21 protein-coding genes are annotated in these 21,420 nt (G+C 36.0%); 18 read left to right on the top strand and 3 right to left on the bottom strand.

What is annotated here, in order from left to right:
- Positions 1-7: 7 nt before the first annotated feature.
- From HCB45_RS02225 to HCB45_RS02210, 4 genes are all read left to right on the top strand, one after another.
- Positions 8-667 (top strand): lytic transglycosylase domain-containing protein, encoded by a 660-nt coding sequence (locus HCB45_RS02225; RefSeq protein WP_185618559.1) that lies wholly within the window; start codon positions 8-10, stop codon positions 665-667.
- Positions 668-680: 13 nt separating this feature from the next.
- Positions 681-1,325, top strand: a complete 645-nt coding sequence (locus tag HCB45_RS02220; protein ID WP_185618557.1) for a hypothetical protein — start codon at positions 681-683, stop codon at positions 1,323-1,325.
- A gap of 119 nt (positions 1,326-1,444) precedes the next feature.
- Positions 1,445-1,777, top strand: coding sequence for a PadR family transcriptional regulator (locus HCB45_RS02215; RefSeq protein WP_003765846.1), 333 nt, complete (start codon positions 1,445-1,447; stop codon positions 1,775-1,777).
- Positions 1,770-2,093, top strand: a complete 324-nt coding sequence (locus HCB45_RS02210) for a DUF1048 domain-containing protein (protein ID WP_185618555.1) — start codon at positions 1,770-1,772, stop codon at positions 2,091-2,093. The genes HCB45_RS02215 and HCB45_RS02210 overlap by 8 nt, the downstream gene beginning before the upstream one ends.
- Positions 2,094-2,137: 44 nt before the next feature.
- Here HCB45_RS02210 and HCB45_RS02205 read toward each other — a convergent pair whose 3' ends face one another.
- The gene (locus tag HCB45_RS02205) at positions 2,138-2,785 is read right to left on the bottom strand and encodes a FusB/FusC family EF-G-binding protein (RefSeq protein ID WP_185318188.1); all 648 of its coding nucleotides are present in this window, start codon (positions 2,783-2,785) and stop codon (positions 2,138-2,140) included.
- Between the two features lie 271 nt (positions 2,786-3,056).
- Between HCB45_RS02205 and HCB45_RS02200 the strand changes: the two genes are divergently transcribed.
- The 3 genes from HCB45_RS02200 (at position 3,057) to HCB45_RS02190 (ending at position 7,490) form a co-directional block, all read left to right on the top strand.
- On the top strand, positions 3,057-4,787 hold the full coding sequence (locus HCB45_RS02200) for a pyruvate oxidase (RefSeq protein WP_185618553.1): 1,731 nt from the start codon (positions 3,057-3,059) through the stop codon (positions 4,785-4,787).
- 161 nt (positions 4,788-4,948) lie between these two features.
- Complete coding sequence (locus HCB45_RS02195) at positions 4,949-6,748, top strand: methyl-accepting chemotaxis protein (protein ID WP_185318190.1); 1,800 nt, start codon at positions 4,949-4,951, stop codon at positions 6,746-6,748.
- Between the two features lie 13 nt (positions 6,749-6,761).
- Entirely contained in the window at positions 6,762-7,490 is a 729-nt protein-coding gene (locus tag HCB45_RS02190) for a C39 family peptidase (protein ID WP_185618551.1), read from the top strand.
- Positions 7,491-7,530: 40 nt separating this feature from the next.
- Here HCB45_RS02190 and HCB45_RS02185 read toward each other — a convergent pair whose 3' ends face one another.
- The gene (locus tag HCB45_RS02185) at positions 7,531-7,743 is read right to left on the bottom strand and encodes an LPXTG cell wall anchor domain-containing protein (RefSeq protein WP_185618549.1); all 213 of its coding nucleotides are present in this window, start codon (positions 7,741-7,743) and stop codon (positions 7,531-7,533) included.
- 447 nt (positions 7,744-8,190) lie between these two features.
- Between HCB45_RS02185 and glmS the strand changes: the two genes are divergently transcribed.
- The 7 genes from glmS (at position 8,191) to HCB45_RS02150 (ending at position 16,716) form a co-directional block, all read left to right on the top strand.
- Positions 8,191-9,996, top strand: coding sequence for a glutamine--fructose-6-phosphate transaminase (isomerizing) (gene glmS / locus HCB45_RS02180; RefSeq protein ID WP_045553507.1), 1,806 nt, complete (start codon positions 8,191-8,193; stop codon positions 9,994-9,996).
- A 112-nt stretch (positions 9,997-10,108) separates the two neighbouring features.
- Positions 10,109-10,846 carry an FAD synthetase RibC gene (gene ribC, locus HCB45_RS02175; protein ID WP_185618547.1) on the top strand — a complete coding sequence of 246 codons (738 nt, stop codon included), beginning with the start codon at positions 10,109-10,111 and terminating at the stop codon, positions 10,844-10,846.
- Between the two features lie 85 nt (positions 10,847-10,931).
- The gene (locus HCB45_RS02170; protein WP_003765864.1) at positions 10,932-11,411 is read left to right on the top strand and encodes a DUF6530 family protein; all 480 of its coding nucleotides are present in this window, start codon (positions 10,932-10,934) and stop codon (positions 11,409-11,411) included.
- 13 nt (positions 11,412-11,424) lie between these two features.
- A complete protein-coding gene (locus tag HCB45_RS02165) occupies positions 11,425-11,763 on the top strand; it encodes a GIY-YIG nuclease family protein (RefSeq protein WP_185318194.1) in 339 nt (112 codons plus the stop codon).
- Between the two features lie 149 nt (positions 11,764-11,912).
- Positions 11,913-12,308 (top strand): DUF4064 domain-containing protein, encoded by a 396-nt coding sequence (locus HCB45_RS02160; RefSeq protein WP_185318195.1) that lies wholly within the window; start codon positions 11,913-11,915, stop codon positions 12,306-12,308.
- A 248-nt stretch (positions 12,309-12,556) separates the two neighbouring features.
- Positions 12,557-14,125: a leucine-rich repeat domain-containing protein gene (locus tag HCB45_RS02155; protein WP_185618545.1), complete on the top strand. Its 1,569-nt coding sequence runs from the start codon at positions 12,557-12,559 to the stop codon at positions 14,123-14,125.
- Positions 14,126-14,826: 701 nt separating this feature from the next.
- The gene (locus HCB45_RS02150) at positions 14,827-16,716 is read left to right on the top strand and encodes a MucBP domain-containing protein (protein ID WP_185618544.1); all 1,890 of its coding nucleotides are present in this window, start codon (positions 14,827-14,829) and stop codon (positions 16,714-16,716) included.
- Here the strand turns inward: HCB45_RS02150 and HCB45_RS02145 are convergent.
- Positions 16,713-17,372 (bottom strand): Crp/Fnr family transcriptional regulator, encoded by a 660-nt coding sequence (locus tag HCB45_RS02145; protein ID WP_185318198.1) that lies wholly within the window; start codon positions 17,370-17,372, stop codon positions 16,713-16,715. The two genes, HCB45_RS02150 and HCB45_RS02145, sit on opposite strands and share 4 nt — an antisense overlap.
- Before the next feature lie 264 nt (positions 17,373-17,636).
- Here HCB45_RS02145 and HCB45_RS02140 point away from each other — a divergent pair, with 264 nt between their 5' ends.
- The 4 genes from HCB45_RS02140 to HCB45_RS02125 are packed head-to-tail and all read left to right on the top strand — an operon-like array spanning position 17,637 to position 21,403.
- Entirely contained in the window at positions 17,637-18,014 is a 378-nt protein-coding gene (locus HCB45_RS02140) for a GntR family transcriptional regulator (protein ID WP_185618542.1), read from the top strand.
- A complete protein-coding gene (locus HCB45_RS02135; RefSeq protein ID WP_185607596.1) occupies positions 17,998-18,687 on the top strand; it encodes an ATP-binding cassette domain-containing protein in 690 nt (229 codons plus the stop codon). The genes HCB45_RS02140 and HCB45_RS02135 overlap by 17 nt, the downstream gene beginning before the upstream one ends.
- On the top strand, positions 18,684-19,388 hold the full coding sequence (locus HCB45_RS02130) for a hypothetical protein (RefSeq protein ID WP_003727183.1): 705 nt from the start codon (positions 18,684-18,686) through the stop codon (positions 19,386-19,388). Before HCB45_RS02135 ends, HCB45_RS02130 begins: the two co-directional genes overlap by 4 nt.
- Positions 19,389-19,402: 14 nt before the next feature.
- Positions 19,403-21,403, top strand: coding sequence for an ABC transporter ATP-binding protein/permease (locus tag HCB45_RS02125; protein WP_185618540.1), 2,001 nt, complete (start codon positions 19,403-19,405; stop codon positions 21,401-21,403).
- Positions 21,404-21,420: the final 17 nt, after the last annotated feature.

Raw genomic sequence — 21,420 nt, 5'->3', positions numbered from 1 at the left:
GCCGTGGATGAATCCAGTAGAACAAGTAATGAGTGCTAGACAAGCCGAGTTTCAAAGCGCGTTCGAAGCATCGAAACAATCGGCTACCACTTTTGAAACGAAATTAAATGAACGTTTAAATGTGACCACAAGTGCTAAAACAACAAGCGTGCAAACTGTTACTGATGCTGAACTAGCGCGTGCCCGAGAAGCATACGAAGCATTAATCAATAAATCCGAAACCAAGTCTACTGCAACCACGACAACTGAAACTCCCACAACATCAACCAGCGAATTAACTAACTGGAACAACTACCAGATTAAACCAATTAGCGCTGAGAACGAAGGCAAATATAGCGATTTAATTAAAACAGCAGCAACCAAATATGGTGTCCCAGAAGCGCTTATCAAACGAGTTATCCAAGTAGAATCTAATTTTAATCCGAATGTGGTTTCAAGTGCTGGTGCTACTGGCTTAATGCAATTAATGTACGGTTCTAATCGAACCGACCCAGCGACTAATATCGACGCAGGGACAAAGCAACTTGCTGGTTACATCAAAAAATATGACGGCGACCTCAAACTAGCATTAGCAGCCTATAATGCTGGACCAGGCAACGTACATAAATACGGCGGGGTCCCACCATTCAAAGAAACACAAAACTATTTAACGAAAATTATCGGGTAGGGGAGAATAAACGATGGGAAACTGGCAAAAAAAATGGGAATCATGGCGCGATATGACAGCAGCAATGCAGCAAGAAATTAAAATCGAAGCAGCAGAAAAAGTGACTTCCTATATAAAAAATGACCAATTTGAAGAAGCAATTAATGTCATCAGACAAACCGAAAATCTCCTAAACGAACTTGATTTTGAAGCAAAAATGAACCGAGTCGAAGAACAACTTCAAGCCTTCACATCCGACCAAGAAGCGTCTAAATCATTCGAAGCAAGCCAACTTCAAAACTTAGAAAAACCAAGTACAAAAGTAATTTTCGATCTGTCTATCCTAAAATCAGAAGCAATTAATCAATTTACTAAACGTGATTTTAACCTAGTTGACTCGAACGAAAACCATATGCAATTTCTGAAAGGCAACCGCAACTTCTACATGGATATTTTTAACCCTGACGAAGAAAAAGCCCACCACTACAACATCCTTGATGAAAAATGCCAATATAAAAACATTGGTTTCATTTGCCAAAACGATGAGTCTTCTGAACTTGCTGTAAATATAATAAACGAATGGCTCGAAACCTTAGAAGCGCCAAAAAAGAAATTTTTAACGATTAACATTGCCAATTTAAGTGCAATGAAACAAAATCCCGAAGTGCTTTTTATGTAAAATAAGTGAACTGCTTTCAGTAAAAGAGAGCAGTTTTTTTCTGTAGGGGTTGACAATTAATCTACTTTGTATTACTATATACTTGTACCTAGTAACAACTAGTAGAGGAGTGAATTCAAATGAAAGGACTTACCGAGTTACTCAAAGGTAGTTTAGAAGGAATGATATTAGAGCGAATTTCTAAAGGCGAAACATACGGCTATGAAATCACCAAGTATCTCAATGACCTAGGTTTTGATGAAATCGTTGAAGGAACCGTCTACACCATTCTCGTTCGTCTCGAGAAAAAAGAGCTAGTCAATATCGAAAAGAAAAAATCAGAATTGGGTCCACCAAGAAAATTTTACACACTAAGCCCAGCCGGTGAAGAAGAACTAGCAACTTTTTGGAAACGATGGGACTTTATCCAATCAAAAATCGTCCAAATTAAAGGAGGACCAGCATATGTTTAAATGGTACACAAAATATCGCGAAGAAAAACGAGACTATAAACTATACAAAAAAAGAATCGCCGCACTCCCAGAAGACTATAAAAGTGCCATGAAAGCCATTGAAACCTATTTATGGAACTTTGCAAAAGGTGCAGGTATGTACGAAATTTTAAAAAACGTCCTCGAAATGTTCGAAAACGCGGCCGCTGATGAATTAGAATTAAAAGCAGTTGTAGGCGATGACCTAGCCGAATTCGCAGACAGCTTACTAAACGAATATCCAGAAGAAACTTGGATGGATAAACAACGCTCAAAATTACGTGATTCCATCAAATAAAAAATAGCAAGCCTCTCTTATACTTAGAGAGACTTGCTGTTTTTTTATTTACGTTTCTTAACAACCTCAATAAATTCATCTAATGTTTCGCGGGCTTTTATTTGCTGATTACAAACATCGCTATCGTAACAAATATAATTACCATTTGTCGTATAAACGCCATCACTGGAAGATTTCGTTTTTGCCATAAACAGTGACACTTTGGAATGCGTTTGGCAAATAGAACAAACACCCTTTTGAATCTCCGAAGAAATAGTTCCATTTACGCCAACCAAATTTCCGTCCTCATAAGTCACGATATATTTACGCTGCTGAGCAATATCATTCCAGCCGTAAAAAGTATAATCGCGCAAATCAAGTTTCGACCATGCGGGAATCTTTAATTTTTTTGTTTTCGCAAAAAGTTTTTTAAGTTTCACATCGCTAGGCGGAGCGAAAGGAATCACATAGGCTTTTAACCCCTCTAAAAACGGCTCTGCTTCTTTGGTTGAAGTTATCAAATGGAGCTCGCTAAAAAGTTCCTTATGCTCTTCTAGCACGCTCTCCGGAAATAGTTCGTTGATTTTCTCCTCCGTCAAAGACTTTAACGCCTTCAAAGTAGTAGCATCATTCGCGGATCGATAAGCGCGTGAGACATTTTCTAATTGTTTTTTGATAAAATTATATTGGTATGGTTCGATAAACTCTTTCATTATGATTCTCCTTTAATAGTTTAATTTTGGTTAAACTAGCTGAAGGATTGAAGAGTTTATTTTCACTCTTACTTTCTAAACAATCCTAAAGCCGTTGTTAGAAAGTAGAGAGCAGTGCAATTTTGTTTGCATCTCTTTGATCACCACCTTGCCTTCATTATAAGCACTTCTGAATTGTTCGTCAATTCTCTTTCATGAATATTCTTCTAAAAACAGGGTAAACGAAAACTGTTGGACATAAGAGAAAACATCCATGGGAGGAGAAAGTAAAATGAAAAAAGTAAAAGCAAGTGAAACACTCGTACAAACATTAAAAAATTGGGGTATCGACCATGTATACGGCTTACCTGGTGATTCGATTGATACCGTGGTCGATGCACTCAGAAAAGAACAAGAGGCAATTGAATTTATTCATGTGCGTCACGAAGAAGTCGCATCACTAGCAGCAGCTGCCTATACCAAATTAACTGGCAAAATCGGTGTCGCTTTATCCATCGGCGGCCCTGGTGCCATTCATCTTCTAAACGGCATGTATGATGCAAAAATGGACCACGTACCAATGCTCGTTTTAGCTGGCCAAGTGACAACGGACGTCTTAAATACAGGCTTTTTCCAAGAAGTTAATTTACCAGCTATTTTTGAAGATGTTGCCGTTTATAATAAACAAATCGATAATGCTGAAACGCTCGCGGATGTTGTTGATGAAGCGATTCGGACTGCCTATCAAGAAAAAGGAGTCGCTGTTTTAACAATTCCAAATGATATTCCATCTCAAGAAATTAAAGCGAGCCTAGAAGCAAAACCAGTAAAATTTGAACAAGAAATTCCAAAACTAGACGAAAAAGCAATTCAAGAATCTGTAACATTAATTGATAAAGCTGAAAAACCAGTTATCTTAGCAGGCCTAGGAACAAAACACGCTGGACCAGAGTTAATCGCCTTTGCGGAAAAAGCGAAAATCCCGATTATTCATTCTTTACCAGCAAAAACAATCGTTCCAGATGACCATCCAAATGCACTTGGTAACCTTGGTAAAATAGGTACGAAACCAGCGTATGAAGCCATGCAAGAAACGGATTTACTTTTAATGTTTGGAAATGATTATCCCTATACCGACTATTTACCTAAAAAAGCTGAATGTATCCAAATTGATATTAATCCAGCCAAAATTAGCAAACGTTTCCCTGCAACAGTAGGTCTAGTTGGCGATGCCAGGGAAATAATCAGTAATCTAACGGCTAAAATAGCACCCGTAGAAGAACGGAAATTCCTTCAAGCATGCCAAGAAAATATGCAAGAATGGTGGAAATGGTTGGAGGAAGATATTTCGCAAACAACAGACCCAATTGCTCCAGAAGTCGTGATGGCTAACATCCAAAAAATCGCGGACAAAGATGCCATTTTCTCTATCGACGTTGGGACTGCAACTGTTTGGAGTACACGTTATTTACATTTAACACCAGAAAGTGACTTTATCGTTTCTGCCTGGCTTGGTACTATGGGCTGCGGCTTACCAGGAGCCATCGCTGCAAAAAAAGCATTTCCAGATCGCCAAGCAATTGCGATTGTCGGTGACGGTGGTTTTTCAATGGTTATGCAAGATTTCGTCACGGCTGTAGGATTAAATATGCCAATGATTGTCGTCGTGTTAAATAACCAACAACTATCATTTATTAAATATGAACAACAATCTGCCGGAGAATTAAATTACGCAATCGACCTTCCGGACATCAATTACGCAAAATTCGCCGAAAGTTGTGGCGGAATTGGCTTCCGAGTAGAAAAAATGGCAGACCTAGAAACTGCTTTCGAAAACGCCAAACTAGCAACAAAACCAGTAATCATTGATGTTTCTGTAGATAGCGCAGCCGCTCCACTACCAGGGAAAATCGTGATGGACGAAGCATTAGGTTATACCAAATTCGAAATCCAATCAGTCCTAGAAGACCATCGTTTCGCCAAAATGCCACCACTTAAAACTATTTTACGTAGATTTTTATAAAAAATAAATAAAAAAATAACATTTTCACCCATTTCATGCCAATATTCACTAATGATTATAACGTTTTTTTATTAAAACTAATTATTTTACAATAAAATATGGAGTTTTTTAAAAAAATATGAGATAATGAACTAGAATTAGAGAATAGGAGTGTGGAATGGGTGAATTTAATTAAAAATCGTAAATTGAAAACAAAACTAAGCATCAATATTGTTATAACGACCATCATGTTAATCGGACTTGGCGCAACTAGCTTCCTAGGTTTTCGTCATGTTGCAACACTTTCAGATAATATGGTTGATAATAATGTAGCACCAATGAAAGAAATTGCAAAAATCCAAACAAACATGGCACAAATCAATATCGACATCCTGACCATGTTCGACACTATTAACGGAAAATCAACCCTTATTAAAGAAATTGATACGCTTTATGCTGAAAATGACCAAGCAATCCATAATTTCAAAAAAGCAGATTTAACAACAGAGGATAAAAAACAATTAGCCTACTTTGAAGAAAAATTAGCGGATATGAAGTCAGCAGCATCCTCTGTCATCAGTGATACTTCAAGTGCACTGGACGACGCAGAACTTTTAGGAGCACAAAATCGATATTACCAAAATGTTAAAACAAAATTTGACGATGCGACAAAACAATTAAACGTTTTAAATGAAATGAACTATAATGAAGTCGAAAAGTCTTCGCAAGCCATTTCTGATTTTGGCGTGAAAATTAGTTTAATCTTCACAGCGGTTATCATTGCTGTACTTATTTCGCTATTCATTTTCAACGCTTATATTACACGAGTTATTTTAAAAGGAATTCGTCACTTGCAAACGGCTGTACATAAAGTAGCGAGTGGGGACTTGTCATACCGTAGCACATACAATGGTAAAGATGAATTAGGTGACATCACAAATGACCTAAACGAAATGAGCGAAAACCTAAGATTAATGATTGAAGATATTAAAAAAGCATCTACAGACGTTAAATCTTCCAGTGATAACGTTATTATTAGTTCAGAAATTATTTCAGCAATGACAACAGAAATGGACATCGAAATGAAAATGATGGGCGAACAAATCCAAACGCAAATCGGCAGCATGAAAGAAAGTACCGATGCCATGGATCAAATGACAGGTGGCGTTCAAAACGTTGCGGAATATGCCCTGAAAGTATCTGACTTAACAAAAGACTCCGCAGAAAAAACAAATGATGGAATTGCTGTTATTAACAATTTAGTATCACAAATGGATCGTATCAGCGGTGTTATGCGTTCGAGCACAGACGTCGTATCTCAACTCGTTAATCGCGTTGGCGAAGTCGAAAAAGCACTTGATACCGTTACAAATATCGCTGACCAAACGAACTTGCTAGCCTTAAATGCTGCAATTGAATCCGCACGTGCTGGAGAACATGGCCGCGGCTTTGCAGTTGTAGCTGAAGAAGTCCGTAAGTTAGCAGAACAATCTCGTCTTGCTGTTGTAGATATTAATACGGTACTGAAAAAAATCCAAACTGAATCAAAAACAACGATTGAAGTAATGAACACTGGACTTTCTGAGTCAGAAGCAGGTCAAAAAATCATTTCTGAAACAGAAGCGACATTTACAGATTTACTCAACCGTGTGAACGATATTTCTGCACAAATGCAAAACGTCTCACAAGAAACAGAAGAAATGGCTGCTGGAATTGAAGAAGTAAACACATCGATTAGCGATGTCACAGAAATCTCTAACCAAATTGGTGAAAAATCAACAGCCGCACTTGAATTCGCGGAAGTTAATAAAATGAAAGTGGACGAGCTAGTAGTTATCTCAGAAGAAATGCAAAAAATTTCCGGCTCATTAGAAGGGTATATCGCTAACTTCAATACCGAAGTAAGCGAAGAAGCGGTCGAAGTAGAAGAAGAACTGGAAACAAAAGAACCCGGAGAGCCAGTCCTAGCCGAAAATGTCTAGGTAGCATGTACAAATGCGAATTTGGATAAAATCACTACTTGTTATTACAGCTTGTATATTTAGTTTGACCCTTCTAAATACGAAATATACCTTTTATTCACCAACCGTCAAACTCGAAAGCGCCAAAGTAGTTTATAAATTAGACAATGAACCTTTTAATGTAAGACTCGATGTTCCTCTCGTTAATCAAATGGATGCGCCTATTCTTTTTAACGGCTGTGAAGTAACAAGTCTTGCAATGCTCTTACAATTCACTGGGAAAAATGTTACCAAAAATGAACTAGCAGCGACCCTTCCAACCACGCCTATTGAACAAAACGGCTTTCACGGAAATCCTGATAAAGCATTTGTTGGGAGCATCAGTGGAGATAGTAAAGGACTAGGGGTGAATCATGCTCCCATCGCTAAACTTGCTGCTAAGTATGTTAACGAAGCGCATGTACATGATATTAGCGGGAATGATATAACCGATATCGTTACCGTACTTAGCACAGGAGCACCCGTTTGGATTATCACAACAACCGATTACCATGCACCAAAAAATTGGCAAACGGTACAAACAAAAGAAGGCAAAAAGAAAATCACTTATTCCATGCATAGCGTTGTCATTACTGGATTTGATAAGGAAAATTTTTATATCAACGATCCATACGGACATAAAAATCGCGCTGTAAAAAGAGCTGTCTTAGAAGAAGGTTGGTCCGCCATGGGAAAACAAGCTATTTATTTAAGCAAATCATAAAAAAACGTTTGGAAGCATAATCGAGCTTCCAAACGTTTTTTTATATTTTTTTCTTAATGAAAAGAACGACTGCTAAGACTACTAGAAGTACTCCGATAACAATCGGCCAAACCGAAAATGCATCTCCAGTCGAAGGTAAAAGTGATGCATTACTTGTATGCTCGACTGCATGAACTGTGCTCACACGAAAATAAATAAAACTTAGCGAAAAAAATATAGCAATACTAGAAACTATTTTTTTTGATAAAACCATACGGCTCGCTCCTTTTTCTATCATAACTATATTATTAGTCATTTGTTATTTTTTGTCAATGTATAGACCAATTTTGAATAAACGGCTATATATAATGCTTGACCTAGTATACATATTATTGTAAAATGAATTTGTTTCCTTGAAAAGTATTGAAGGAGGATAGTACAACTGAATAGAAGCGCCAGAACTGATTGGGACGAAAATGCTTAAAGGTGAAATTCCTGGAAAGTAACGGATCAGTTGACGAGGAGGAGATTAATCGAAATTTCGGCGGGAGTCTCCCGGCTGTGCATGCAGTCGTTAAGTCTTACTTACAAATCATTTGGGTGACCAAGTGGACAGAGTAGTAATGAAACATGTGCAAGAACCCTCCAAGGAAACCAAAAAATGTAGAGGGCTTGAAATTGGACAAGTCTGCCCTCAAGCTAATTATTGGAGGAATTTATTATGTGTGGAATCGTTGGATATATTGGAACAAACAATGCAAAAGGTATTTTATTAGAAGGACTTGAAAAATTAGAATATCGCGGTTATGACTCAGCAGGAATCGCCTTACAAAACAAAGACCTAGTAACAGTTGTAAAAGAAAAAGGACGGATTGCAGACCTTGCTAGCCTTGTACCAAGTGATGCATTTGGTACAACCGGAATCGGACATACACGATGGGCAACGCACGGTAAACCAAATCACGAGAACGCTCACCCGCACCAAAGCAAATCAGGCCGTTTTACGATTGTTCATAACGGTGTAATCGAAAACTATACACTTTTAAAAGAAGAATATTTAAAAAATCATTCATTTATTAGTGATACAGATACAGAAGTAATCGTGCAGCTTATTGAATTATTTGCTGAAAATCTTTCTACAAAAGAAGCCTTCAAGAAAGCTTTATCATTACTTCACGGTTCATATGCCATTTGCTTAATTGACCAAACTGATACAGAAACACTTTACGCAGCAAAAAACAAAAGCCCGTTACTAATCGGAAAAGGCGAAAATTTCAACGTTATTGCAAGTGACGCAATGGCTGTTCTTAAAGAAACCGATGAATTCGTGGAAATTATGGATAAAGAAATCGTTATCGTTACAAAAGACGGTTTTACATTAGAAACATTAGAAGGGGAAGAAGTTAGCCGCGCAAGCTACACTGCTGAATTAGATGCATCTGACATCGAAAAAGGCACATACCCACACTATATGTTAAAAGAAATCGACGAACAACCAGCAGTAACACGTAAAATCATCCAAGCTTACCAAAATGAAGCTGGAGAAATCAACGTCGATCAAACAATCCTTGATGAAATTTTATCTTCTGACCGTATTCATATAGTCGCTTGTGGCACGAGCTATCATGCTGGTTTAGTCGGAAAAAATTTAATCGAAAAAATGGCGAAAATTCCTGTAGAAGTACATGTTTCTAGTGAGTTTGGCTATAATTTACCGCTAATGTCTAAAAAGCCGTTATTCATTTTCATTACCCAAAGTGGGGAAACTGCGGACAGCCGCCAATGTCTTGTAAAAGTGAAAGAACTGGGCTACCGGACGTTGACATTAACGAACGTACCAGGCTCTACGCTTGACCGTGAAGCAGATCATTCGATGTATCTCTATGCTGGACCTGAAATTGCGGTTGCATCAACAAAAGCATACACCGCACAGATTTCGGTTTTAGCAGTACTTGCAGTTTCACTTGGTCGTGAAATTGGTGATGCTGAAGCACTTAGCATTAACTTGGCTGCTGAATTAGGTATCGTTGCAACTGCTATGGAAGCAATGGTTTCTAGTAAAGAAGTAATCGAACATATTGCTGGCGAATACTTAGCGACTTCTCGTAACGCTTTCTTCTTAGGTAGAAATATCGATTATTTCGTAGCGATGGAAGCAGCACTTAAACTAAAAGAAATTTCGTATATTCAAGCAGAAGGTTTTGCAAGTGGGGAATTAAAACATGGTACTATTGCGCTTATTGAAGACGGTACACCAGTTTTAGCACTTATCACGCAAGAGTCAATCAATTGGAATATTCGTGGAAATGTAAATGAAGTCTTAGCGCGTGGAGCAAAAACTTGTGTATTTGCAATGGAAAACGTTGCGCAACCAGGTGACCGCTTTGTTATTCCACAAGTACATCCATTATTAACACCACTCGCAAGCGTTATCCCGTGTCAACTATTAGCTTATTACGCAGCACTTCACCGTGACTGCGATGTTGACAAACCAAGAAACTTAGCAAAAAGTGTCACAGTAGAATAAAATATTCAAGGCCTTTTCGAAATTAGAAAAGGTCTTTTTTTATGCAATCAATAAATTTGCACGATGCCCTTGTTATACTATAAACTTAGAGAGGAATGGGGGAAATCAGCCAATGGAAGTATCACACGTAACACTCGAACCAAATAAAGATAGTCGCCCCGCAGTATTAACAATCGGTAAATTTGACGGCGTTCATCTTGGTCACCAAACCATTTTAAATACAGCTTTATCCATCAAAAAAGAAAACGAAATTTTGACTGCTATTAGTTTCAGTCCACATCCGCTTTGGGCTTTAAAACAAATCGAAATATACCGCGAAATGCTCACACCAAGAATGGAAAAAGAACGCTGGCTCGCGCATTATGGTGTAGATTATCTCATCGAAACAGCTTTTACACCAAGGTATGCGGAAACCACGCCAGAAGAGTTTGTTACGGACCATTTGACCAATTTACAACTATCGCATATCATCGTTGGTTCTGAGTTTAATTTTGGAAAAGGGCGCGATTCTGATGTGGATTTACTGCGGGACCTTTGTAAGCCCTATGGTATCGGCGTCACTTCTGTCCCAGTGATTGAAACAAACCAAACAAAAATCAGCTCCACGAACATTCGAGCTTTTATTCGGCGCGGTCATTTCCTAGAAGCTGAACAACTTCTTGGTCACCCGTGGTACATTACCGGAATGGTAGAAAATGGTGAAATGGTCGGCTTAGATGATTATGTTCTTCCTGCAACCGGCACTTATCAAACCGACAAGGACCTCGTAAAAGTTACAAATAGTCGAACCATCAAAGTAGACCTGCCAGACGGACTACAACAATTACATATGAAAAATGAACTTTCCTAGTCATTAGGAAAGTTTTTCTTTACATTTTATAAAATTAGTAATATACTAATTTAGTAAATTACTAAAATTTAAAAGGAGAAATCTAATGAAGATTCCAACTACCTTAAAACATAAACCAGTGATTGTTGCCGAAAATTACGAAGAAGTAGACGGTAAAAGTGCGTATCACTCGGATGCTAAAGGTCTTTCACTTGGACTTGCACAGTGGAACGATCGCGGAAAAGTAGATATTTCAGCTAAAGTTTGGCGTCATACGGGAGATAAATGGTCGCGCCAATCTGAAGAGCTTCCTTTACATCGCGTACTTGACTTAGCTATTTTAATTGCAAGAACGAAGGTTCATTTCAAAGATGCTTATCGTCTACCCAATTTTTACGATAAAGAAAATCCAACGCTTGACCGTATCGGCTTGCAAGGGGATGCGCTGACTATTGCTGTTTGTGAAGATAACGAGTATATCGACGAAGACATTCAATTATTTGAACAAGCATTAAAAAATGATGATGAACTCCTCAGCGAACGCCTCAAGACACTTAGCAAACTTTTACAAGAAGCAGGGTATTAAGGATGTGAAACAAATGGATAAAGAAAACCGCAAAGAGCTGATTCGCGCATATAAAGAAAAAGCGCCTGACGCTGGAGTATACCGTTTTATCAGTACAAAAACTGGCAAATACTTCATCGATAATACAATGGATTTAAAAGGAATAGCCAATAAGCTTGCTTTCGGAGTGAAAATTGGAGCGGGAAATATGCTGCCACCAGAAATGGCCAAGGAAGCAATTGAACATGGTATTGACACTATTCAATTTGAAATTCTTGAAAAAGTAGACATTAAACCCGAAATGACAAAAGAAGATATTAAAGAAGAAAATGATGTTCTACTCAGTTTATGGCTAGAACGCGAAGATATTTAAGACCTCTCCAGATGAGAGGTCTTTTTTAAAGAGTTGAAATTGTACAATAAAAAGATAATTTAAATAAAAATACACTAAATGTCTACATTTTTCGTGTGAATTAATGGTATACTAATAAATGACTATTTAAAAAGGGAGGTTTTAACAACATGAATCCAAGAAAACCAGAATTCATTCTAACATTAATAGCAGGAATTACAGGTATTATCGCTGGTATTACAGGAATCGCAGGTGGAGGTCTTCTTGCTGCTTTATCTGGTAGCGAAGAACTATCTGGCGCAGCAACAATGTCTACTACTGATACAGAAGCACTTGCTGCTGCCGGTGGTTTTGCTGTAATTTTATCTGCAGTCGCTTTAGTCATTGGTATTGCTTTAATTGTTTTCGCAGTATTAATCAAACGTAATGCGAAAGTATTTGGTATTTTAACGCTAGTAGCTGGCGTAGGTGGTTTTTTCTTAGTTAGCTTACTATGGATTGTTCCAGGTGTACTTGCAGTTATCGCAGGTATTATGTGTCTAGCGAGAAAAGTACAAACTTTCTAAAAGGGGCCTTAGGAAAAATAGATTGTAACAATTTGAGAAATCATTTTGTTTACAGTCTATTTTTTTACTAAAAAACTACTAAAAAATTAGTATATATGTATTAAATTTCGTATTTTAACCACATTTTTAATTTAATTTAGAAAATGGAGTCTAATATTAGCACTTAATAGTTTTGTATTGATTGTATAATAATTAAAAGCGAATTGCATATATAATCGTTTATACATCTAGGAGGAATGATTAACTAAATGAAAAAAACAATAACAATGTCGCTACTAGTCATATCTCTCATCTTAATTGGTTTTATTAGTTCTCCAAATGCCAATGCGTCTGAAAAAGATATATTAACATCACCGAAGCCAATAAATGAAGTTTTTCCTGATGAAAATTTGGCTAAAATAATAGCTGAAGTGACCTATAAGAGTAGTTCAGCAGATGAAGTATCTCAGGCAGATTTAGATAAGATTACAAAGTTAGATGGTAGCAACTCAGACCGAATGCCAGGACCAATAATTTATTCTATAGAAGGTGTAGAATATCTTCAAAATTTATTGGAATTTAATATCTCTGAGCAGTCTGTAAGTAACATTTCACCGCTAGAAGGATTATCACAGTTAGAAACTGTATATATTTCGGAAAATAGAATTAGTGATTTATCACCACTCAGTAAATCTCCAAACATAAAAATATTACACGCATCGGGTAACAATATAAGTGATATAAGTGCACTTAGCTCATGTCCAAATATAAATGTGTTAGAACTAAATAATAATAGTATAAGTGATATAAGTGTGTTAAGAGATTTTCCAGCAGACCAATTTGTTTATATTTATTTGGATAATAATAGAATTGAAGATATTAGCCCGCTTGCTGGTAAATCATTTCATCAATTAACGCTTAATGATAATGAAATAAGTGATATTAGTCCATTAAGTATGATGACATTATACTCAGAGTATTCATGGACAGATAACTTTTATATTGACATTAGTAACAACCACATTAGTGATATTAGCTCATTAAAAAATGCTGACCTTGGCAAATTAGATTACTTTTTCGCAGAGAATCAGAGTATTATCAATCAACCCAAAGCTTTTTCTACGAATTTCACACTGGAAAATAAAGTAAAAAATATCGATGGAACACCTGCGACGCCGCAGAATATTAGTAATAATGGTATTTATTCAGACGATATCTTATCTTGGCAACTTCCAAGCTTTGTAGCAGATCTAGATTATTCTTTTTCTGAAACAACTCAAATTGGTAGATCGACAGGGGAATTTAGTGGGAAGGTCACACAATCCCTTGTTGAAGGGTATACAGTAACCTTTGACAATGAAGGAATACTATCTGCAGAGACTTTTGCCAGTGATGAATTAGTAACTGAGCCCACAGAGCCTAGTAAAAACGGGTTTAAATTCACTGGTTGGTACGATGCAAAAACTGGTGGCAAGAAATGGAACTTCGCTATAGATAAAATGCCAGCAAACAATATGACACTATATGCTCAGTATGAAGAACTAACAACAGATCCAGTTACCCCAATAAATCCACCAGAATCAACAGAACCTAATAATCCAGCTAAACCGGCAGAAACAGTTTACTCCGAAGAGTCAGGAAATCTGGAAATTAAGGAAGAACAATCTGGAATTACAACGGCATCAGAGACAGCTACTTCTTTAGATGACTCAAAACAACAAACAGAATTAGAAAAAAGTACATTACCAAAGACTGGTGACACTAACTTGTACTTGGTGCTGATTGGTCTATTATTTATTGGATTTGCTGGTTTACTTTGGAAGAAAAAACATATTTAAACCATTTAAAAAGACGATAAACCGAGGTTTATCGTCTTTTTTTATTAACCATTATTCGGAATTACAGAGGATTTTTTCTCCAAAAAATAATGGCAGAACTTAAAAAGAACATTCCTACTAATGAAGAAATTAATGGACGCTTATCACCATTTTTTGAAAGTTTTGGCATATCTATCGTGCATGAGTCTGCTTTTATTATAGATTTATTATAATTTATGAGTTGATTTTAGTCCTTTTCTATATTATCGAAGCACTAAAATCAGACTTGAAAACTGCATATAGTTTCTTAAATGTGACTATTTAGTGACTAATTATGAAAATCGCGAAAAAAAGGGGATGTTTAAATTAAGACATGATTTTAACTGTTTTGCAATTATTTTGGATGCTCTTGAGGATGAAGGGAACTATTTGGAAAGTATTAATTTAAACTCTTTTTCGAATAGTAAAACAAGTAATATCAATGTATTGTATGCTTTTAATTCTCAGGATAATCTTTTTTGTCCGTTGCAATTATTTTCGATTTTTTGAGTGGATTTGTCAAAGGGAAATACCTGGAATTCAAAAGACTCGCTACTTTTATGATGCAAAATGTTCGAAAAATGTTCACAAATGACAATTTTAGGTACCTTATAAGGCATTTTAATACTATTGTTTAGCGTATAATTTTAGGAGTAATCAAAAACACTGGAGGTTATACACTAATGAAAAAAGCTTTTCTTTGTCTTTCTGCTGTTGTTCTCTCATTAAATTTTGTTTGGGGTCATCCTATTTCTGGAGTAGCATCAGAGACAACAAAAGAAACAAATCAACCAATTAATTTAAATCAAAGTAATACAGATATTGTTACTTCTGAAGATTTAGGAAGTCAAGCGTGGTTAATCAATGAGGTAAATAGACAATTAGCGCCGAAAAAAGTCGGTGTTGATCTAACTTTTGAGGATTTGGCTAAGATTAAGACCATTTCTTTAAGCAATAGGTCGCTTACGGGAGAAGTCCCACCAGAAATTAAAAATCTAGTGTCTCTCGAAAAACTGTTACTATATAGTAATAATTTATCAGGGGAGATTCCTAGCGAATTAGGTGAATTACAAAAATTAACAGAACTGCGCTTAGATTATAATCAATTCTCAGGAAAAATTCCGGATGGCCTTGGAAATATTCCTTCCATCGCTTTGCAAGGTAATAAATTAGTCGGGCAACTACCTTTAAGTTTGTATGAAAATAGGACTGGCGCAAATGAAGTGAATGTTTCAGGAAACCAAGTGACGATTAACAGTCAAGCACCAGAACCAAGCGTTTATTCAGCATATACGTTTATTTATCCAGCTAGTACACCAGAATATAGTGGGCATATTAAAGCAAATAATTCTTTTATTTCTAATCTAACTAATGATATGACACTTACACCATTTAAAAAAAATAGTACTACATTTATTAATTTACAAGCAGTATTTATGTTTGACACGGAATTGTTTGATGGACATGATGTGACGCTTACTGATATGAATGATGGTAAAGTACTTTATGACGGAGTGCTCACTTCAGATGTAAGCATTCCATTAACTAATTTTAAATCAGGTATACACGTCATTAATGTAGTTCTTGATCATGCGACTAACAACCCTCAAACCCAAGCCTCTTTTTTAATTGATATTTTACCAGTCAAAGCAAAGGATCTGACGGTTAAGTATGTGGATGAAACAGGAGCAGAAATTCATGAGCCGCAAACAGTAAGTGGTAATGTAGGCGATGATTACGATGTGACGACACCTGAATATGAACTATCAATTGATAAATATGAACTTGATACGGACCAACTCCCAGGAAATGCGACCGGTACACTTAGCTTAGACGAGCAAACGGTGACTTATGTATATAAAAAAGCAGATGGCGCACCAGTCACAGTAAAATATGTAAACCAAAATGGCGAGGAACTAACCACTTCAGATATGTTAACAGGGAAACTAGATGATACGTATCAAGCTGGAGCAAAAGAAATTGCTGGATTTACATTAGATGAAAGTAAACTACCAGCAAATGCAAGTGGCGTATTCGAAACAAACGCGCAAACAGTCACTTATGTTTATCAAGCAGTACCTGCGAAAATTAAAGCACACGATTCGACGATTTATGTAGATGATGCATGGAGCGGAGAGGACAATTTTGATGGTGCGATAGATTCAGTCGGTACCGCTGTTTCCTTTAGTGAGGTGCAAGTGGACGGTAAAGTTGACACCACGAAAGCAGGTATTTATCCGGTAACTTATAGCTTTGGTGGCGAATCAATAACGATTAAGGTAACGGTTAAAGAAAAAGCTATTCCAGCGCCCCCAGTTACACCATCAAATCCTGTCATTCCAGAAAAATCAGTCAACGAAACTACACCAGTTACAAAACACCAAGCAACAGTTGAAAAGACTGAAACAATAAAAATAACGCCAACCCAAAGCGAAAAACCAACTATAGCTGAAAAATTAAAACTTCCAACTACTGGCGATAAACTTTGGGATAGCGTTTTGTATAGTATGTTTGGTTTAATGTTTGTATTTGCAGCTCTTAGACTATTACACCGTAAGCACAAACAAAATTAAATATCTAAGGAGTCCTTATCTATCCGATAAGGGCTTTTTTTATTGATTAAGAATTCTTCTTCCACAAGTTCTGTTAGTAAATTGGATATGTTTGGCTGGGTTGTGCGGCAATATCTTGCAAGGACTGACTGATTGATAAAGTTTGGTAACACCATTTCATTTCTTTCTTCATCTTCAGTACCCATCTCTACAGCAAGATTTTCTAGAGCCATGTAAATCCGTTCTTTAGGCGTTTTTGCAATCATTCCAAGTAGTGCATAGTGGCGAGCAAAAACATCCGCAATACTTGTTAAAAGAAAATCATTTACATCAGGTTTGATTGATAATATGTTGAGTAAAAAGTCAGCATCTATTTTATAGAGCATTAAATGTTCACTCATGACAGTAATACTATGTTTTTTCTTTGGATAAGAGGAAAATGCATCGATTCCTAAAACATTATATGGAAGAACAAAGATGGAAATGTAGTTTGTTTTTCTTAAATTATCCTCTAATTCAACTGCAGCATAGCCTTCCACGATAAAAAAGATATTTTTCGCTTTTTCTTCTTCAAAAATTATTTTTTCATTTACAGTATAGGTTTTCTTCGTTACATATTTATAGTAATCTGGAAATTCTTTTAAATAACCAAGCACAGTGTTAAGTTTCTCTGGCATTATAGTTCCCCCCTTATTTTAAAATAATTACCATTTTATTATACGCTATTTCTTAAAAAAAAGAATTATGAACAGTTTGTGACATTGTTTAAATCGGCTTATTGTATACATTTATAATCAAAATTTTTTTTTGGAGCAATAAAAAAAGTCTTTTAGGTATATTTAATGTATAAAAGGAGCGATTTTCATTTGATATAGTACATTCATAGCCAGTGTGACCCAGGTGGTACGGTGATACGGACAGACAGGCGAAAGGAGGAAATTATGAAGTTTGATGATAGTAAACCCATTTATAAACAAATCGTTCATTATATTCATACAGAAATTGTTACAGGAATTTACAAAGCTGGTGACAAGCTACTATCTGTAAGAGAATTAGCAACAAAGTTAGAAGTAAATCCGACAACCATCCAGAGAGCTTATGCGGAACTGGAAGAAGCGGCAATTATTTTCACCGTTCGAGGTACTGGTAAATATTTGACAGAAGATAAGAGGAGAATTGAGCAATTGGAAAATGACATCGCAAAACAACTTACCAAAAATTTTATCAATGAAATGAGTAAACTAGGAATTGATAAAGAAAAAATTATTGCTTGGGTGAAAAAAGTAGAGGGGGCTGAAGCAAATGCTAGTGGGAAATAATATTGCTAAATCATATCCAAATAAACTAGTGTTACAAAACTTGAATTTCGAAGCAAAACCAGGCGACATGATTGTACTCACTGGTGAAAATGGTAGCGGCAAAACAACTTTGCTAGATATGTTGGCAAATTTGAAAAAACCGGATAGCGGTACATTAGAATTAGACAATGAATTTTTTACTACAAATGATATCCGCCAGAAAATTGCATACTTGAACAATGAACTTTACGCTAAAAAAAGTACTACTATAGAAGAATTTATGAAACAACATGCACTTCTTTTTGAAAACATGGAGTTAGATAAGTGGGAAAGACTACTTTCTAAATGGAGCATTAATAAACGGCTAAAACTTGGTGAATTATCGACAGGCATGTTGATGAAAGTAAAGATTGGCAGTGTATTAGCAAGAAAAGCCAAAGTATATCTCTATGATGAGCCTTTTGCAAGTATTGATATTATGGCTCGTTCAGAAGTAATGAAAGCTATTATTAGCGAAACAGAACCCGATGTTATCACGATTATTTCTTCGCATCATTTAGAAGGTACGGAAAAATTATATAACAAACTTTGGTTAATTAAAGATAACACATTAAAAACGATAGAAACAGAATCTTATCGCGAGGAAACAGGCAACTCATTAATCGATTTCTATAAGGAGGAAATGAACAAATGACAAAAATTATTACTTTTTATTTAAAACAAATTAGTCCTATTCTTTTGATTGGACTTGCAATTATCTTAGGGCTGAACTTTCTAGGGTTCACAATGAATCTGCTGGAGGGATCGGATTTGCTTTTTAGAGCGATTCGAGGAACTACGGTGATGAGCTTAATTCTAGTTCTTATCACTACTTGGAAAATCACGAAACTCGACACATCGAAAGAAAACTTAACGCTCGCTTCACTTTCTGGATTTTCGGAAACAAAGAAATTTTTTGGAAAACTATTTGCTGCTTATTTATCAGCAATAACAGTAATTTTACTTCAAAGTGCCTTTATTTGGTATTACGGTTTTGAAACAGGACGTATGGAAGCAGGCGATGCGTTATCGTTTGTATCTGGAACGCTGATGATGTTCTTATTTATCGCTATGTTTGTTTGTTACTTCGTTATTCCGGTAGGGTGGTTAAAAGATCATGTGAAAGCAAGTTCTCTTCAAAAAGCGGCAGTTATTCTACTTCTTTTTGCTATCCTAATTGTCAATTTACTAGCTGAATACTACTTGCATATTTATAACAGTGCTGGAATCATTTCCATTTTACCTAATGGACACTTTGATATTTCCCTTCTATCTATTGTTTGGAATATTGGCTTATGTTCAGTGATTGCAGGAAGTTACATCTATATGAAATCAAAAAAAATGGATACTATTTGAAAGTAGGAGAATAAATGTTAGAAGTTAAACACCTTAAAAAGTCTTATAAGTTAGGAAAGAAAAACGAAACACCAGTTTTGAAAAATATCAATGTAACCATTCAAGACGGAGAATTTGCAGCAATTATAGGAAAGAGTGGTAGTGGGAAGTCTACGTTACTAAATATTATTAGTGGACTTGACACTGACTACGAAGGTCAAGTTTTATACAATGGAGAAAATTTACAGGATATTGATTTAGATGCATATCATTTTAATCACATCGGCTTTATTTTTCAAAGCTTTCATCTAGTCAATCATATGTCAGTCATTGAAAATGTAAAAGTTCCTTTATATTTGAATCCTGAATTATCAGAAAGTGATCGAAATGCGAGAGCACTTGATTTGCTGAAACAAGTTGGACTAGAAGACTTTGCTAGTAAAAAACCAACACAACTATCTGGTGGACAAAAACAAAGGGTGGCGATTGCAAGGTCTCTCGCTAATAATCCAGATATGATTATAGCAGATGAACCAACTGGAGCACTCGATAGTGTTACATCAGATGAAATTATTAAACTGCTTAAGGATTTAGCAGCAAAAGGTACAACCGTTATTGTTGTAACCCATGATTTAAACATTGCGGACCAAACTGATGCAGTATTACGCTTAGCAGATGGAGAAGTAATTTCATTTGAAAGAAAAAAAGAAGTCATCCAAAAAGTTAGTCACAAAAACGAAAAAAAGTTAAGACTAAACTGGTGGGCTACTGCTAAAATTTCTTTTAAAAGTTTTTTCAATAGAAAGTTTAGGAATTTGCTTGTAGCACTTGGAACCTCGATTGGTATTATCGCTATTTTGTTAGCATTTGGACTTGGAAATGGAGTGAATCAAAGTCTTTCAAAGATTTTTGGAACAACTTTTTCACCCAATCAGATTACGACTTATTATAAAGAAGATGGTGGCTCGAAATCACCTGAACCTACCACTCCACTAACAAGTAGTGAGATTAAGAAAATTAAGCAGCTGTATGAAGATGAAAATATTACAGAAATATATGAACGCACTACTGTCCAAGGCATTAAATTTGAATACGATGGCGAATACTTGAAAGGTATTTCTGGTGAAATGCAAGAAGCCAACTTTAAGCCATCACGCTATGAAGATTTGACTGTCAAAGATGAATATCTTCTAAGCGGGAAAATGGTAACAAGTGATGAAGTCGGAGCAGTTATCCCTTCTAATGTAGCAAGAGCAATTCTTGGAAAAAAGGATTCTGATGAATTAACAAAAAGTGATGGTGATAAACTTATTGGTAAAAAAATAACCTTAGTTTATGCCGGAAGAAATAGCGACACAAAAAATACTGTCAAAATAGAAACAACTATATCTGGTATTACTAACCCATCTAAAGAAGGCTTTGCTAGAGGATTTGATGTTTCAACAAAAACAATGAACGACTTTATTAAAACAACTGGTATTGAAAAACCGATTTTATCTGTGGATGCATTCACAAAAACAACAGCACAAGCAGAAGAAATCGTTGAAAAATATGAGGATGACAAAGACTGGGCGAATTATTCGATTACTAATGCGAATGCTTTCGTAGATACATTTAGCCAGTTTACCGATATTATTGTGTACTTGATTGCCTTTATTGCAGGTCTTTCGCTTGCAGTTGCTGGCGTGATGATTGCTATTGTGCTTTATATCGGTGTGGTTGAACGAACAAGAGAAATCGGTGTATTCCGAGCAATTGGTTATCGTAAACGTCATATTCGCGGACTTTTCATGATGGAAGCAAGCTATATTATTATTTTAGCTAATGTACTATCAAGTCTTGTCGCTGTAACAATTGCAAAAATAGCTAGTCCTATTTTAGAAACGAAAATTGGCTTTGAAGATATGATTCACATTTCGTTCTGGAATTTCCTTGTCACACTCGCAATAACAATTACAATTGGCTTTATTTTCTCGATTTATCCAAGTAATAAAGCAGCAAAATTAGATGCAGCAGAAGCTTTAAGATCAGAATGACCCAACTAACAGAAAAG

The organism is Listeria farberi (assembly GCF_014229245.1).
Lineage (GTDB): Bacteria > Bacillota > Bacilli > Lactobacillales > Listeriaceae > Listeria > Listeria farberi.
This window is presented reverse-complemented; position numbering and strand designations above follow the sequence as displayed.